Source organism: Isoptericola sp. F-RaC21, assembly GCF_038593535.1.
GTDB lineage: Bacteria > Actinomycetota > Actinomycetes > Actinomycetales > Cellulomonadaceae > Isoptericola.
Map to the genome: position 1 here is coordinate 26,025 of NZ_JBCFYX010000005.1, position 16,350 is coordinate 42,374.

General features: G+C 74.1%; 14 protein-coding genes. 8 read left to right on the forward strand and 6 right to left on the reverse strand.

Annotation, left to right across the window (positions count from 1 at the left end; genetic code table 11):
- Positions 1–8: 8 nt before the first annotated feature.
- The 6 genes from AAG589_RS18365 to AAG589_RS18390 form a co-directional block, all read right to left on the reverse strand.
- Positions 9–1,010, reverse strand: a complete 1,002-nt coding sequence (locus AAG589_RS18365) for a proline racemase family protein (RefSeq protein ID WP_430568740.1) — start codon at positions 1,008–1,010, stop codon at positions 9–11.
- A 61-nt stretch (positions 1,011–1,071) separates the two neighbouring features.
- Entirely contained in the window at positions 1,072–1,989 is a 918-nt protein-coding gene (locus AAG589_RS18370; protein WP_430568741.1) for a dihydrodipicolinate synthase family protein, read from the reverse strand.
- 79 nt (positions 1,990–2,068) lie between these two features.
- Positions 2,069–3,496, reverse strand: coding sequence for an FAD/NAD(P)-dependent oxidoreductase (locus AAG589_RS18375; RefSeq protein ID WP_430568742.1), 1,428 nt, complete (start codon positions 3,494–3,496; stop codon positions 2,069–2,071).
- Positions 3,493–3,792 carry a (2Fe-2S)-binding protein gene (locus AAG589_RS18380; protein ID WP_430568743.1) on the reverse strand — a complete coding sequence of 100 codons (300 nt, stop codon included), beginning with the start codon at positions 3,790–3,792 and terminating at the stop codon, positions 3,493–3,495. Before AAG589_RS18380 ends, AAG589_RS18375 begins: the two co-directional genes overlap by 4 nt.
- Positions 3,789–5,027 (reverse strand): NAD(P)/FAD-dependent oxidoreductase, encoded by a 1,239-nt coding sequence (locus AAG589_RS18385; RefSeq protein WP_430568744.1) that lies wholly within the window; start codon positions 5,025–5,027, stop codon positions 3,789–3,791. The genes AAG589_RS18380 and AAG589_RS18385 overlap by 4 nt, the downstream gene beginning before the upstream one ends.
- 72 nt (positions 5,028–5,099) lie before the next feature.
- Complete coding sequence (locus AAG589_RS18390) at positions 5,100–5,777, reverse strand: GntR family transcriptional regulator (RefSeq protein WP_430568745.1); 678 nt, start codon at positions 5,775–5,777, stop codon at positions 5,100–5,102.
- 301 nt (positions 5,778–6,078) lie between these two features.
- On the opposite strand from AAG589_RS18390, the gene AAG589_RS18395 reads away from it, so the two are divergent.
- The 8 genes from AAG589_RS18395 (at position 6,079) to AAG589_RS18430 (ending at position 16,307) form a co-directional block, all read left to right on the forward strand.
- Complete coding sequence (locus AAG589_RS18395) at positions 6,079–8,019, forward strand: glycoside hydrolase family 127 protein (protein WP_430568746.1); 1,941 nt, start codon at positions 6,079–6,081, stop codon at positions 8,017–8,019.
- An 80-nt stretch (positions 8,020–8,099) separates the two neighbouring features.
- Entirely contained in the window at positions 8,100–9,815 is a 1,716-nt protein-coding gene (locus tag AAG589_RS18400; RefSeq protein ID WP_430568747.1) for an ABC transporter substrate-binding protein, read from the forward strand.
- A gap of 3 nt (positions 9,816–9,818) precedes the next feature.
- Positions 9,819–10,775, forward strand: coding sequence for an ABC transporter permease (locus AAG589_RS18405; RefSeq protein ID WP_430568748.1), 957 nt, complete (start codon positions 9,819–9,821; stop codon positions 10,773–10,775).
- On the forward strand, positions 10,775–11,773 hold the full coding sequence (locus AAG589_RS18410) for an ABC transporter permease (RefSeq protein ID WP_430568749.1): 999 nt from the start codon (positions 10,775–10,777) through the stop codon (positions 11,771–11,773). Before AAG589_RS18405 ends, AAG589_RS18410 begins: the two co-directional genes overlap by 1 nt.
- A gap of 10 nt (positions 11,774–11,783) precedes the next feature.
- Positions 11,784–12,638, forward strand: coding sequence for an ABC transporter ATP-binding protein (locus AAG589_RS18415; protein WP_430568750.1), 855 nt, complete (start codon positions 11,784–11,786; stop codon positions 12,636–12,638).
- Positions 12,635–13,594, forward strand: a complete 960-nt coding sequence (locus AAG589_RS18420; RefSeq protein ID WP_430568751.1) for an ABC transporter ATP-binding protein — start codon at positions 12,635–12,637, stop codon at positions 13,592–13,594. Before AAG589_RS18415 ends, AAG589_RS18420 begins: the two co-directional genes overlap by 4 nt.
- Positions 13,591–14,874, forward strand: a complete 1,284-nt coding sequence (locus AAG589_RS18425; RefSeq protein WP_430568752.1) for an alpha/beta hydrolase family protein — start codon at positions 13,591–13,593, stop codon at positions 14,872–14,874. Before AAG589_RS18420 ends, AAG589_RS18425 begins: the two co-directional genes overlap by 4 nt.
- The gene (locus AAG589_RS18430; protein WP_430568753.1) at positions 14,871–16,307 is read left to right on the forward strand and encodes an aminopeptidase P family protein; all 1,437 of its coding nucleotides are present in this window, start codon (positions 14,871–14,873) and stop codon (positions 16,305–16,307) included. The genes AAG589_RS18425 and AAG589_RS18430 overlap by 4 nt, the downstream gene beginning before the upstream one ends.
- Positions 16,308–16,350 lie beyond the last annotated feature (43 nt).

Genomic DNA, 16,350 nt, shown 5'->3' on the forward strand with positions numbered 1-16,350 from the left:
TCTGCACCTCAGAACTGGAAGCCGGTGGGGAACGGGTCGCTCGGGTCGAGCAGGTAGGTGCCGAGCCCGGTGACCCAGGCGCGGCCGGTGATGGTGGGCAGGACGGCGGGGATCCCGGCGACCTCGGTCCGGCCGACGAGCCGGCCCACGAACCGCGAGCCGATGAACGACTCGTTGACGAAGTCCGTGTCGAGCGCGAGCTCGCCCCGGGCCCACAGCTCCGCCATCCGGGCGGACGTGCCGGTGCCGCACGGCGACCGGTCGAACCACCCGGGATGGATCGCCATCGCGTGCCGGGAGTGCTCCGCCGTGGAGCCCGGCGCGATGAACTCGACGTGGTGGCAGTGGTCCACCCCCGCGATCGTCGGGTGCGAGGGCGGCGCCGTCGTGTTGATGGCGTCCATGATCGCGAGCCCGGCGGCCAGGATGTCCTGCTGCCGGGCGCGGTCGAACGGCAGCTTCACGGCGTCGAGGTCGACCATCGCGTAGAAGTTGCCGCCGAACGCCAGCGAGTAGGGCACGGTGCCGAGGCCGGGCACGTCCACCTCGTCGTCGAGCCGCACGACGAAGCTCGGCACGTTCTCGATCGTCACCGACTCGGCGTGCCCGTCGCGCGCCTCCACCCGAGCGACGACCACCCCGGCCGGCGTGTCCAGCCGGATGGTGGTCGTCGGCTCGGTCACCGTCACCATGCCCGTCTCCACCAGCACGGTCGCGACGCCGATGGTGCCGTGCCCGCACATCGGCAGGCAGCCGGACACCTCGATGTACACGACGCCCCAGTCGCAGTCGTCGCGCGTGGACGGCTGCAGGATGGCGCCGCTCATCGCGGCGTGCCCCCGCGGCTCGTTGACGAGCAGCTTCCGCACGTCGTCGAGGTGCTCGATGAAGTGCAGCCGCTTGTCGTTCATGGTGGCGCCGGGGATCACCCCCACGCCCGAGGTGACGACCCGGGTGGGCATCCCCTCGGTGTGCGAGTCGACGGCGGTGTAGGTCCGGGACGATCGCATGGTCGGCCTCCCTGGATGACGGCCCGGCGGGGCCCGGTGGTGACGGACGTGATGTACAGGGTCAGCGGTTGGCGATGTACGCCAGCGCCTTCTCGGTGTCGCGGCGGACGGCGGCCTCCTGCTCGGGCGACAGCGGGCCGCGCGGCGGGCGCGTCTCGATGCCGAACGGGCGCCCGGCGATCTGCGTGGACAGCTTGATGGCCTGCACGAACTCGGTGCGCGAGTCCCAGCGGAACATGGCGACCACGTTCTCGTACAGGTCGCGCGCCTCGGCGATCTTGCCGGCCCGCACCAGCTCGTACAGCTCGACGGCGACCTCCGGGATCGCGTTCGGGTAGCCGGCGAACCAGCCGGTCGCGCCCATGACGAGCGACTCGAACAGCAGGTCGTCCGCGCCCGCGATGACGTCGATGTCCGCCACCTCGCGCAGCTCGGAGATGCGGCGCACGTCGCCGGAGAACTCCTTGATCGCCACGACGTTCTCGAGCTGCGCGAGCTCCGCCACGAGGTCGGGCGTGAGGTCGACCTTGGTGTCGAACGGGTTGTTGTACACCATGATCGGCAGGCCGACCTCGTTCACGCGGGTGTAGTGCTCGACGATCTCGCGCCGGTTGGCCCGGTAGATCGTCGGGGGCAGCAGCAGGACGGCGTCGGCGCCGTCCTCCGCCGCGAGCTCGGCCCAGTGCTTGGCCTGGTGCCAGCCCACGCCGTGCACGCCGGCGATGACGATGCCGCGGCCGGCGACGGCCTCGACGGCGGTCTGCACCACCTTGCGGCGCTCGTCGTCGGTGAGCGACGAGTACTCGCCGAGGGAGCCGTTGGGGCCGACGCCGCGGCAGCCCGCGCCCATCAGGTGGTCGACGTGCGCGGCGTAGCCCTCGTAGTCGACGGCGAGCCCGGCGGGAGCGGCGGGGTCGGCGGTGAACGGCAGCGTCGTGGCGACGACGACGCCGCCGAGGTCGATCTTCTGGGAGCTCATGCGGGTGGTTCCTCTCGGTTCGCGCGTCACGGGCTCGGGACGCGTGGGGGTCGGGACGGGATGGTCGGGAATGGTCGGGTCAGGTCGGGTCGGGGTCCGCCGGCAGCGCGGCGAGGTCGCCGAGCCGGACGGGCACGACGAGCGGCCGGCGGTCGGGGACGGCGGGCGGCGCCTCGGCGCCGGGCGTCGCCGCGGTCTCGGCGCCGACGAGGTCCGCGACCGTGCGGCCGCAGATCCGGGCCTGGCACGGCCCGAGGCCGGCGCGGCTGGTGAGCCGCACGGACCGCAGGTCGCTCGAGCCGGTGGCGCACGCCGCGGCACGCAGGGTGCCGGCGTCCACCTCCTCGCAGCGGCAGACGAGGGTGTCGTCGCGCAGCCACCCGGTCCAGCCGCCCCGGATGCCGTGCGCCGCCTCGAGCCGGCGGGCGAAGTCGGCCGACCGGTCGCGGCGGCGCACCGCGCGGGCCAGGCCGGCGTCGTCGACCGCCCCGGACGCCGCGTCGTGCCCGGCGACCCAGCCCTCGGCGAGCGCGGCCTCGGCGCCGCCGATGCCGGTGAGCTCGCCGGCGGCCCACACGCCGGGCGCGGTGGTGCGCTGCCGGTCGTCCACGACGACGAACCGGTCCGGCGAGATCGCGCACGCGGCGGCGACGGGGAGCTCCAGACGAGGGGTGAAGCCGTGCGAGACGCACACGGCGTCGGCCGCGACGGTGCGCTCGGTGCCCGGGACGGGCGCCCACCGCGCGTCGACCCTCGCGACGGTCACCTCCTCGACCCGGCCGTCGCCGCGGGCGGCGACCACCGCCTCGCCGAGCCGGTACGCCACGCGGTGCCGCGCGAGCGTCGCGACGTACCCGCCGAGCTCGCCCGTCTTGTGCGCGGCACCGAGCAGGCCCGCCGGCCGGGAGCCCCAGCCGCGCGCCAGGGACGCCGGCGTCGCCGCCTCGTGCACGGACAGCACTCGTGCGCCGGTGCGCAGCAGCGACGTCGCGACGGGCAGCAGGAACGGCCCCGCCCCGGCGACGACGACGCGGTCGCCGACGGCCACACGCTCGGCCTTGGCGAGGGCCTGGGCCGCGCCGGCCGTCGTGACGCCGGGCAGCTGCCAGCCGGGGAACGGAAGCGTGCGGTCGTGCGCGCCCGTGGCGAGGACGAGGGCGTCGGGGGTCAGGGTGAGGTGCTCGCGGCCGCCGGCGTCGGCGGGCCCGACCAGCACGCGTAGCCGCACGCCGTCGTCGAGCCGCTCGAGCGCCCACACCTGGGCGGACGTCAGCAGCGTGACCCGCGGGTGCCCGGCGACGACGTCGCGCAGCGCCGTGAACGTGCTCCAGCCGTGGTGGTAGCGGTGCTCGTCGGGCGCGGGCCGGACGCCGTGGCGCCAGAACTGCCCGCCCACCTGGTCGGACGCGTCGAGCAGCGTCACCTCGGCCCCGGCGCGGGCCGCGGCGCGCGCGGCGGAGAGCCCGGCCGGCCCCGCGCCGACCACCACCACGGTGCGCCGGCTCACGACGTCACCCCCGGCAGCGGGTCGTGCTGCGTCTCGACGACGTCACCGTCGGCGGCCCGCCGCAGGCAGGCCCGCACGTCGCGCGCGCCGTTGACCGTCACAAGGCAGTCGAAGCACACCCCGATGCCGCAGAACACGCCGCGCGGCGCGCCCTCGGCGCTGGTGGTGCGCCACGACCGGCGCCGGGCGGCCAGCAGCATCCCGGCGATCGTCTGCCCCTCCGTGCCCGCGAACGGCTCGCCGTCAAGCGTGATGGTCAGCGGCCGCGGTCCGGCGTCCTGCCGGTGCGTGGTCATGAGGCCTCCTCGGTGGTCTCGACGTCGCCGGCGAGCACCGCCGGCCGGTCGACGCGGAACGGCGCGGGGTCGACGGCGGGCGCCGCGCCGGTGAACAGGTCGGCGAGCAGCTCGCCGCTCACGGGTCCCAGCCCGATGCCGGCGCCCTCGTGGCCGGTCGCGACCCACAGCCCCGGGGTGCGCGGGTCAGGCCCGACGATCGGCAGGTGATCGGGCACGAAGGGGCGGAAGCCCAGGTAGGAGCGCATGACGCTGGCGTCGGCGAGGAACGGGAACAGCCGCACCGCGCGGGCGGCCATCTCCCGCAGCACCGCGACGCGCAGCCGCTCGTCGAACCCGACCTGCTCGCGGCTGGAGCCGATGAGCACCGTGCCGGCCGCGGTCGACTCGACCACGCTCGAGGTCTGCAGGGCCGCGTCGCCGGACTGGGTGGCGCCCACGTAGTCGCCGTCGTACACCTTGTGCCGCACGACGTGCGGCATGCGCGTGGTCACCAGCACCATGCCGCGGCGCGGCCGCACGGGCAACGAGACGCCGAGCCGTGCGGCGACCACGCCGGACCACGGCCCCGCGGCGAGCACGACGGCCCCCGCCGGCACGTCGCCGCCGGTGGTCCGCAGCCCTACGAGCCGGTCGCCGTCGCGCAGCGCGCCCACGACCTCCACGCCGGTGCGCACCGTGGCCCCCGCGCGCCGGGCGGAGGCGAGCAGCGCCTCGGCCGCGGCCACGGGCTGCACCTGCGCGTCCTCCGGGTACCAGACGGCGGCGGTGAGCGCCGGGTTGAGCGCGGGCTCGAGCTCGAGCGCGCTCGCGACGTCGATCTCCTGCGCGTCCACCCCGGCGCCCCGCTGCCGGGCGGCGAAGTCCCGCAGCGGCTGCGCGCCCGCGGCCGTGGTCGCGGCCACGAGGCCGCCCTTGGGGTCGTACTCGAGCGGCGGGAACCCGCGGCCGGGGCGGCCCCGCTCGCCGCCCCGCTCCTCCTCCAGCTCGTCGTCCAGCTCCTCGTCCAGCTCAGCGACGAGCGACGGCCAGCGCCGCGCCGCGTGCTGCGCGAGCACGAGCTCGGGGCCCGGCTCCTTGTCCGAGACGAGGAGGTTGCCCTCCCCGTGGGCGGTGGTGCCCGAGGCGGCGCCCCGGCGGTCGAGCACGGTCACCGCGAGACCGCGCCGGGCGAGCGCACGGGCGCACGCGGCGCCCACGATCCCCGCCCCCACGACCACGACGTCGACGGTCATGCAGCTCCTTCCGTAATATGTCACATACCAGCACAGGGTGCGGGTCGGCCACGTCGCCGAGCGCCCGCCGGGTCAGTCCTCTTCCGGGCGCCCCGCCCACCAGCCCGTGGTGTGGCCGATGTGGCGGTGCATGAGGTCGCGCGCGCCGGCGGCGTCGCCGGCCGCGAGCAGGTCGAGCAGCTCGTGGTGCTCCGCCGCCGACTGCTCCAGGCGGTCCGTGGCCACCATCTGCGACAGCCCCAGCAGGCGGGCCCGGCTGCGCAGGTCGGCGACGACGTCCACCAGCAGGGGGTTGCCCGCCAGCGTCGTGAGCCGCAGGTGGAAGGCGCGGTCGGCCTCGAGGTACGTGACCAGGTCGCCCGACCGCGCACCGGTGACGATGGCGTCGGCCTGCTCGCGGAGCGCGGGCAGCGCGCCCTGCGGGAAGCGGCCGGCCAGCTTCTCCATCGCCGGCGGCTCGAGCAGCGCCCGCACCTCGGCGATGTGGCTGAGCATCTCCGGGGACACCTCGGTGACGCGGAAGCCCTTGTTGCGGACCGCGGTGACGAAGCCGCGCTTCTCGAGGTCCAGCATCGCCTCGCGCACCGGCGTCGCCGACACGGCGAAGCGCGCGGTGAGGGACGGCACGGACACCAGCGTGCCCGGGGCGAGGTCGCCCGAGACGATCGCCGCGGTGAGGGCGCGCGACACGGTCTCGCGCAGGCTCACCGGCGCCTCGATGCGGCGAAAGGACGCGACGGCTTCCGACATGGGCACTTCCTCAAGGAGCTGTTCCGGGGGTGGTGGACATCACAGTACTGCGTGATATGTTACCGCCCACATCGGCAGGCAGGTCAAGACGACCCGCCCGGCGAGGGCACAGGGACCGCGACCCGGCACCCGGGCCCACCTGCAGGAACAGCGCGGTTTTGGGGAAGTTCCGGAACCCGGCCGACCTGACGGACGCGACGACGCGGGCGCCAGCAGCACAGGCGGACGACGACGTCACGCCGGTCGCCCCTGGGCGACGCAGGCGTCCATATGCAATGTGATATACCACCGAGGAGATTCCGTGGCCATCGCCCCGCACCTGACTCCCCCGCCGACCCGCGCGGCCGCCGTCGCCGCGGCCACCGGGCGCGTCGGCTCGCCGCTCGGCGCGGACCGCGTGCGGCTCACCGCCGGGCTGCTGCACGACTGGCAGCGGCGCAACCGCGTCGTCACCGTGCCGCACGTGGTGCGCGAGGTGCGCCGCGCCGGCAACCTCGACAACTTCCGCCGCCTCGAGGACCCGTCGGTCGGCGACTACCGCGGTCGCTACCCGTTCCTGGACACCGACGTCTACAAGACGCTCGAGGGCATCGCCTACGAGCTCGCGCGGGAGCCGGCCGACGACGACGAGGCCGCCGCGCTGGCCGCCGCCCGCGACTTCTACGAGGAGTCGGTGGCCCTGATCGAGCGGGCCCAGCGCGCCGACGGCTACCTCGGCACGTTCTACCAGTCGCCGCAGAGCCCCAAGGAGCCCTGGCAGGACCTGTCCTGGGGCCACGAGATGTACAACCTCGGCCACCTGGCCCAGGCCGCCGTCGCCGCCTCCCGCCAGCTCGGCGACCGGCGCCTGCTCGACGTCGCGACGCGGTTCGCCGACCTCGTGGTCGAGCGGTACGGCCCCGACGGCGAGGCCGCGTACTGCGGCCACCCCGAGGTGGAGATGGCGCTCGTGGAGCTCGCCCGCGAGACCGGGGACCGTCGCTACCTGGAGCAGGCCCGGCTGTTCGTCGACCGCCGCGGGGCGGGGACGCTCGAGCACACGATCTTCCCCGCGGACTACTTCCAGGACGCCGTGCCGCTGCGCGAGCTCGGGTCCGTCACCGGGCACGCCGTGCGCATGGTCTACCTCGCCGCCGGCGCGACCGACGTCGCCCAGGAGACGGGCGACGACGCGCTCGTCGCCCACCTCGAGCGGCTGTGGGACGACATGGTGGCCCGCAAGTCGTACCTGACCGGTGGGATCGGCTCCCGGCACTCCGACGAGGCGTTCGGCGACCGGTTCGAGCTGCCCGCCGAGCGCGCGTACGCCGAGACGTGCGCCGCGATCGGCACGGCGCAGTGGGGCTGGCGCCTCTTCCTCGCCACCGGCCGCGCCGACGTGCTCGACCACGTCGAGCGGGTGCTGCACAACGCGTACGCCGTGGGGCTGTCGGAGGACGGCGCCGCCTTCTTCTACGACAACCCGCTCCAGCGCCGCCCCGACCACGAGCAGCGCTCGGGCGCCGAGAAGGACGGCGAGCTGCTGCGCCGGGCGTGGTTCGGCTGCCCGTGCTGCCCGCCCAACGTGGTGCGGTGGATGTCCGAGCTCCAGGACCACCTCGCGGTGGCCGACGACGACTCCCTCACCCTGGCCCTGTACGCGAGCGCCGCGATCGACTCCCCCGCGCTCGACGTCGACGTCACGACGGACCTGCCGTGGGACGGCCGGGTCGCGGTGCGCGTGCGCCGGGCGTCCGCCGGCCCCGCCACGCTGGCGCTGCGCGTGCCCGCCTGGGCGGACGGCGCGTCGGCCACGCTGGACGGCGAGCCCCTCGCCGAGCGCCCGGCCGACGGCTGGCTCCGCGTGACCCGCGACTGGGCGCCCGGGCAGACGGTGGTGCTCGACCTGCCGATGCCGGTGCGCGCCGTGACCGCCCACCCGCACCTGGACGCCGCCCGCGGCACCGCCGCCGTCCTGCGCGGGCCGCTCGTGTACTGCGTGGAGCAGCAGGACTCCCCCGCGCCGGTGGACGACCTGCTCCTCGCGGCCGACGACGTGGCCCGCCTGAGGGTCGACGACACCCACCCGTGGCGGGTGCTGCGCGGCGAGCTCGCCGTCGCGCCGCCGACGGGCGACGACCCCTACCCCCCGCTGGGCGCCACGGCGCCCGCCACGCACCGCGCGCCGGTGGCCCTCGTGCCCTACGCGCTGTGGGGCAACCGCGAGGTGGGCGCCATGCGCGTCTTCCTCCGGCTGTCCTGACCGGATCCACCGCTCTGCTCCCCACTCCGCACCACCCACACCCCGGGAGGCCTCCCATGACACGACGAGTGACCAGACGCGTGACCAGCCCCGCCCTCCGTGCCGCCGCGTTCGGCACGGCGACCGTCCTCCTGCTCGCCGCCTGCTCCGGCGGGGGCGGCGGCTCGACCTCGACGGCGAGCAGCACCAGCGGGCTCGAGGGCGAGCCCGCCGAGGGCGGCGTCGTCCAGGTGCTGCAGAACGCCGACTTCTCCTACCTCGACCCGGCCAAGGGCTGGGACGGCGGCGTCAACAACTTCTACCGGCTCGTGTACCGCACGCTCACGACGCCGGCGCCCGGCAGCGCGGACGACCCGAACGAGATCGTGCCGGACCTCGCCACCGACACCGGCACGGTGTCCGACGACGGCCTCACCTGGACGTTCACGCTCAAGGACGGGCTGAAGTTCGACAACGGGGACCCGATCACATCGGCGGAGGTCGAGTTCGGCGTCTCGCGCGCCTGGGACCCCGAGATCGGCATCGGCTCGCCGTACGCCAAGCAGGTCATCGACGCGCCGAAGGACTACCAGGGCCCGTACGTCTCCGGCGACCTGCCGACCATCGAGACCCCCGACGACAAGACGATCGTCTTCCACCTCAAGGCGCCGTTCCCCGACTTCCCGGCCGTGGCGTCCCAGCCGAACTTCGCGCCGTTCCCCGTCGGCTCCGGCGCCGGCGACGAGTTCCTCAACGACATCGTCGCCTCCGGCCCGTACACGCTCGACGAGTACACCCCCGGCAGCGTCATCAACCTGGTCCGCAACGAGAACTGGGACCCGGCCACGGACGAGGTCCGCACGGCCAAGCCGGACGGCTGGCACTTCCAGCTCGGCCTCGACCCCGCCACCATCGACGAGCGCCTGCTCGCCGGCCAGGGCTCGGACGTGAACGCGATCGCGGGCAACCTCCAGCCGGCCACGCTCGCGCGGCTGCAGGACCCGAGGTACAAGGACCGCCTGGTCGACTGGCCCGGCGTCTGCACCACGTACATGGGCCTCAACACCACGAAGAAGCCGCTGAGCGACGTCAAGGTGCGGCAGGCGATCTCGTACGCGGTGGACAAGGCGGCCGTGCAGAACGGCACCGGCGGCACCATGCTCGCCGACATCGCGAACACGACCATCCCTGCGGCCGTGGCCGGGCACAAGGACTTCGACCTCTACCCCAGCGAGGGCAGCACGGGCGACGTCGAGAAGGCCAAGAAGCTGCTCGCCGAGGCCGGCTACGCCGACGGGTTCGAGATGACCCTCGACATGCGCACCCAGCCCAAGCTGCAGGCGCAGGCCGAGGCCGTGCAGCAGTCGCTGGCCCGGGTGGGCATCAAGGTCACCTTCAACCCGATCGACACCTCGAAGTTCTACGAGACGATCGGCACGCCGAAGCTGCAGAACGACGCCGCGATCACCGGCTGGTGCCCGGACTGGGCGTCGTCGGCGAGCACCGTGATCCCGCCGCTGTTCGACGGGCGCCGCATCACCGCGAAGGGCAACTCGAACCTCGCGCAGATCGACGACCCGAAGATCAACTCCGCCATCGACGACGCGCTCGCCATCACCGACCCGACCGCCGCCAACGAGGCGTGGGGGAACCTCGACGAGCAGGTGCTCGAGCAGGCGCCGATCGTGCCGCTGCTGGTGGAGAAGGTCGTGCTGCTGCCCGGCGAGAACGTCACCGGGGTGTACTCCAGCCCCGGCGTCGCGACCGGCGGCCTCGACTACACCGGCGTCGGGCTCAAGGACCCGAGCAAGGGCTGATCCATGACCATCAGCATGACCACGCTCGAGGCTGAGACCGGGGGCGCGCCGTCCGTCGGCGTCGCGCCCCCGGCGCCCCGGCAGGGCGTCTGGCACCACCTGCTCCGCAGCCGCGGAGCGGTGCTGGCCCTGTCCTACATCGCGCTCGTCGCCCTCCTGGCCGTCGCCGCGCCGCTCGTCGTCAAGCTCTCGGGCTGGGGCCCGTACGACTTCGACCAGGCGGCCATCGACCCGAACCTGGGCGGCCTGCCCGTCGGCCCGCTCGGCGGGATCAGTGCCGAGCACTGGTTCGGGGTCGAGCCGGGCACGGGCCGCGACCTGTTCGCGCGCATCGTCTACGGCGCGCGCACGTCCATGCTCATCGCGCTCGCCGCGACGACGCTCACCACCCTGCTCGGCGTCCTCTTCGGGCTCCTGGCCGGGTACCACGGGGGCAAGGTCGACCAGGTCGTGTCGCGCGTCATGGACTTCCTCATGGCGTTCCCCGCCCTGATCTTCATGATCGCGATCCTGTCGGCGCTGCCCGCGAGCAACCGCGCGCCGCTGCTGGTGCTCGTCATCTCGGTGTTCGGCTGGCCGTACCTGGCGCGCGTCGTGCGGGGGCAGACGATGACGCTCACGCAGCGGGAGTTCGTCGAGGCGGCCCGGGCCTCCGGGGCGTCGGGCTGGCGGATCGTGTTCCTCGAGATCCTGCCGAACCTGCGCTCCACGATCATCGTCATGACCACGCTCGCCGTGCCCGGGTACATCGGCACCGAGGCCGGGCTGAGCTTCCTCGGCGTGGGCGTCGTCCCGCCGACCCCGTCGTGGGGGCAGATGATCGCGCAGTCGATGGGCTGGTACGCCGTCGACCCGATGTACTTCCTGATCCCCGGAACCTTCCTGTTCCTGCTCGTACTGTCCTTCACGGTCCTCGGCGACCGGCTCAAGGACGTCGTCGACGCGGGGGAGAGGCGCTGATGGTCCGCTTTCTCGTGACGAGGCTCGCCGGCATGGTGGGCGTGCTGTTCCTCGTCGTCCTGTTCACGTACGCGATCTTCTTCGCGCTCTCCCCCGACCCCGCGGTGCAGATCTGCGGCAAGAACTGCACCCCGGAGCTGATCGACCAGATCCGCACCAACCTGGGCCTGGACCGGCCGTTCTACGAGCAGTTCCTCGGGTTCCTGTCCGGGCTGTTCGTCGGGACGACGTACGGCACCGGCGCCAACGCGATCGACTGCGCGGCCCCGTGCCTGGGCTACTCGTTCCAGACCGGGCAGCCCGTGCTCGAGATGTTCGAGCAGCGCTTCGGCGTCTCGGCCACCCTCGCCGTGGGCGCGGCCGTGCTGTGGCTGCTCATGGGCGTGGCCGGCGGCATGCTCGCGGCCATCAAGAAGGGCACGTGGTTCGACCGGGCCGCCACCGGCGCCGCGCTGGGCGGCGTCTCGATCCCCAACTACGTGCTCGCCCTGGTGCTGCAGTACGTGCTGGTGGTGAAGCTCGGCTGGCTGCCGTTCCCGCAGGCGGTGCCGTTCGGCGCCGACCCCGGGCAGTGGTTCCTCAACTTCGTCATGCCGTGGCTGGTGCTCGCGTTCACGTACGCGTCGATGTACCAGCGGCTCACCCGGGCGAACGTGCTCGACACCCTCGACGAGAACTTCGTCCGCACGGCCCGCGCCAAGGGCCTCGCGCCGCGGCTCGTGTGGCGGCGGCACGCGCTGCGGCCCGCGCTGACCCCGGTCGTGACGCTGTTCGGCATGGACTTCGCCGGCCTGCTCGGGGGCGCGATCATCATCGAGACCGTCTTCGGCCTCAACGGCGTCGGCAAGATGGCGTCCGACTCCATCACCAAGAACGACCAGCCGGTCATCATGGGCGTCACCCTCGTCGCGGCGTTCCTCGTGATCGTCGGGAACGTGATCGTGGACATCGTCTACACGACCATCGACCCGCGCGTCCGGATCGGAGCCAGGGCATGAGGGGGACAGCATGAGCGCGCTGCTCGAGGTCGAGGACCTCACCATCACCTTCCGGACCGCGCAGGGACCGGTCGACGTCGTCGACCGGCTCTCGTTCACGCTGGAGCGAGGCGCGTCGCTCGGGATCGTCGGCGAGTCGGGCTCCGGCAAGTCGATGACGTCGCTCGCCGTCATGGGGCTGCTGCCCCCGACGGCGAGCCTGACCGGGCGGGTGTCGCTGGACGGCGCCGAGCTCACCGCGCTGCCGGAGTCCAAGGTGCGGCGCCTGCGCGGCGACCGCATGGCGATGATCTTCCAGGACCCGCTGTCCTCGCTGAACCCCTACTACACGGTGGGGATGCAGATCGAGGAGGCCTACCGCGCCCACCGTCCCGGCGTCACCCGACGCCAGGCCCGGAAGGTCGCGGTCGAGTCGATGGAGCGGGTGCACATCGCCGACGCCGCCCGGCGCGTGGACCACTACCCGCACCAGTTCTCCGGGGGCATGCGACAGCGCGTGATGATCGCGATGGCGCTGTCCACCGAGCCGGACCTGCTCATCGCCGACGAGCCGACGACGGCCCTCGACGTCACCGTGCAGGCCCAGATCCTCGACCTGCTGCAGGAGGTGCGGCGCGAGACCGGGACGGCGCTGATCCTCATCTCGCACGACCTCGCCGTCGTGTCCGAGATCGCCGAGGACGTGGTCGTCATGCGGCACGGCGTCGCGGTGGAGCAGGCCCCCGCCGAGCGCCTGTTCTCCGACCCGCGCCACCCGTACACGCGGGCCCTGCTCGACGCCGTCCCGAGGATCGACGACGAGATCGGCGAGCTGCGCGGCATCGACAGCCTCGACAGCGCCGCCGGCGTGGGAGGGAAGGCATGAGCACGATGAGCACGCTGAGCACCGCCACCGCGGGCGCCCCCGCGGCCGCGACGACGCCGTCCGCCGAGCCGCTGCTGCACGCCACCGACCTGGTCAAGGAGTTCGCGGTGCCCGGCACCGGCGGCCTGCTGGGCCGGGCCGACACGTTCCGGGCCGTCGACGGCGTGAGCCTCGAGGTGCGCGCCCGGGAGACGCTGGCGCTCGTCGGCGAGTCGGGGTCCGGCAAGTCGACGACCGCGCGGATCGTCGCGCGCCTCATGGACGCGACGTCCGGCGAGATCGTCTTCGACGGCGAGCCGGTCACGCACGCGAAGGGCGAACGGCTGCGGCGGTTCCGCAGCGACGTGCAGGTCGTGTTCCAGGACCCGTACTCGTCGCTCAACCCGCGGCACACGGTGGAGCGGATCGTCACGGCGCCGCTGGTCTACCAGGGGCGCAAGGTCCCCGGCGGCACGACGGCGTTCACGCAGCAGCTCATGGAGCGCGTGGGCCTGGACCCGGACCACCACCGCCGCTACCCGTCGCAGTTCTCCGGCGGGCAGGCGCAGCGCATCGGCATCGCCCGCGCGCTCGCCGTGTCGCCGCGGCTGGTGGTCTGCGACGAGGCGGTGTCCGCGCTCGACGTGTCCGTGCAGGCGCAGATCATCAACCTGCTGCGCCGGTTGCAGCGCGAGGAGGGGTTCAGCTACCTCTTCATCGCCCACGACCTCGCCGTCGTGCGGCAGATCGCCGACCGCGTCGCCGTGATGTCGAAGGGGCGCATCGTCGAGCAGGGCGAGCGCGACGCCGTCTTCGACGCCCCGCAGCACGAGTACACCCGCACCCTGCTGTCCGCCGTGCCGCGCATCCGCCCCGAGTGGGAGCGGGCGCGCCGCGAGGCCGCCGCGGCCCGGGCCGCGAACCCCGGGCCTGCGAACCCCGAGCCTGCGAACCCCGAGGAGGGGACGACCGCGTGACCACCTACCACCTGCCCGGGCTGCACGTCACCGAGCGGAGCACGACCGTGCCGCTCGACTGGTCGCGGCCTGACGGCGAGCAGATCTCCGTGTTCTGGCGCGAGGTCGTCGACCCGGAGCGGCGCGGCGACGACCTGCCGCTGCTCGTGTACCTCCAGGGCGGGCCGGGCGGCGCGTCGCCGCGCCCGCTGAAGCGGGACGGCTGGCTCGACGAGGCCCTCGCGACCTACCGCGTGATCCTCCCGGACCAGCGCGGCACCGGCCGCAGCACGCCGCTCGACGGCGAGGAGGTCGCCGCACGCGGGGACGGCGTCGCGGGTGCCGACTACCTGGCGTGCTTCCGGGCGGACTCGATCGTGGCCGACCTCGAGCACGTGCGCCGCACCCGGTACGACGGGCGCCGGTGGGCGAGCCTGGGCCAGTCGTTCGGCGGCTGGATCACGCTCGCCTACCTGTCGACGGCGCCCGAGGGGCTGGCGGCCTGCTACGTCACCGGCGGCATCCCCGGCACCCCCGCGAGCGCCGACGAGGTGTACCGGCGCACGTTCGCGCGCGCCGAGGCCAAGACGCGGCGGTTCTACGACCTGTACCCGCAGGACGTCGACGCGGTGGCCGCGATCGCCGACCGGCTCGCCGAGGGCGACGTCCGGCTCCCTGACGGGGACGCGCTCACCGTGCACCGGTTCCAGTCCCTGGGGATCGACCTGGGGATGAAGCCCGGGTCGGAGCGGATGCACTGGCTGGTCGACGAGGCGTTCGTGCGCCCCGGCCGGCTGTCGCACGGCTTCCTCGAGCAGGTCATGGTGCGCTCCTCGTCGGCGTCGAACCCGCTGTTCTGGACGCTGCAGGAGTCGATCTACGGCGACGGGGCGAACGGCCCGACGGCGTGGGCCGCCCAGCGCGCCCGCGACGAGCGCCCGCAATTCGGGCCCGACGAGCGGCCCCTGCTCCTCACCGGCGAGATGGCGTTCCCGTGGATGTTCGACGAGGTGCGGCTGCTGCGGCCGTTCGCGCCCGCCGTGCACGAGCTGGCCGCCCGCACGGAGTGGAGCCCGCTGTACGACGTCGCGCGCCTCGCCGCGAACGACGTGCCGCTGGCCGCCGCCGTCTACTTCGACGACATGTACGTGGACTCGGGCCTGCAGCTCGACACCCTGTCCAGGCTGGGGAGCTCGCACGCCTGGGTGACCAACGAGTACGAGCACGACGGACTCGGCGACCCCCGGGTGCTGCGGCGCCTGCGGGAGCTCATGCGGGACGCGGGAGGAGAACGACGATGACGCAGGCCCCCGACCACCTCCACCGCCCGCCCCACGCGGGCACCCGCCCGCCGCGCCTCACGGAGGTGCCCGCGTTCGGCGCGATGATCGCCGAGGGCTGGGGCACCGACGTCGTCGAGGCCCGCGTGGCCGACGGCGCGGCCGAGGCCGCCGCGGCGCACCGGGCGCGGCTGGCCGAGCGGGTCGGCGGCCGCACCGTCGTCGTCGGCGCCGGTCGCGCGCCCGTGCGCAGCAACGACACGTCGTACGACTTCCGCGCCGACAGCGACTTCGTCTGGCTCACGGGCTGCCAGGTGGAGGACGGCGTCCTCGTGCTGCACGGGGCCGACGCCGTCCTCTACCTGCCGCCGCCCGCCCGCCCCGGCGACCCCGCGTTCTTCTCCGACGCGATGCACGGCGAGCTGTGGGTGGGCGCCTCCCCCGGGCTCGGCGAGTGGGAGCGGGCGCTGGGCGTCCCGGTGCGCCCGCTCGCGGAGCTGGACGAGGCCCTCGCCCACGGCTCCGGCTGGTGGGCCGGGCGGGCCGTGCCGGCGGACGTCGTGACGCGGCACGGCCTGGAGCCGTCCGCGGAGCTCGCCCGCGCCTGCTCCGACCTGCGCATGGTCAAGGACGCGTGGGAGGTGGCGCAGCTGCGCGCCGCCGTCGACCACACCGTGAGCGGCTTCGAGGCGGTGGCCCGCGAGATCCCCGCCGCCGTGCGCTCCGGCGGCGAGCGCTGGCTGCAGGGCACGTTCGACCGCCATGCCCGCACCGCGGGCAACGGCCCCGGCTACGCGAGCATCGTCGGCAGCGGCCCGCACGCGCCCACGCTGCACTGGGTGCGCTGCGACGGCCCGGTGCTGCTCGACGCCGCCCTGCTGCTCGACATGGGCGTCGAGACGACCACCCTCTACACCGCCGACGTCACGCGCACCGTGCCGCCGTCGGGCCGGTTCAGCGCCGAGCAGCGCGCCGTGCACGACCTCGTGGAGCAGAGCCACCGCGCCGGCATGGCGCACGTGCGGCCGGGGGTGAACTACCTCGACTTCCACTTCGCGGCCATGGAGGTGCTGGCGCAGGGCCTGCACGACTGGGGGCTGCTGCCCGTGTCCGTCGACGAGGCGCTGTCGCCGCAGGGGCAGCACCACCGCCGCTGGCTCGTGTGCGGCATCGGCCACCACCTGGGCCTCGACGTGCACGACTGCGCGCACAGCGACTGGCAGGACTACATGGGCGCCGACCTCGAGCCGGGCGTCGTCATGACCGTCGAGCCGGGCCTGTACTTCCACGCCCACGACCTCACCGTGCCGCCGGAGCTGCGCGGCATCGGCGTGCGGCTGGAGGACGACCTGCTCGTCACCGCGGACGGGCACGAGGTGCTGTCCGACGCGCTGCCCATCGACGCCGCCGGCGTCGAGGCCTGGACCGCGGCCCGGCTGCCCGCCGGCGCCTGAGGGACGCCCCGCCCCGGGTGGGGTCTGCACCACCGCACGACCA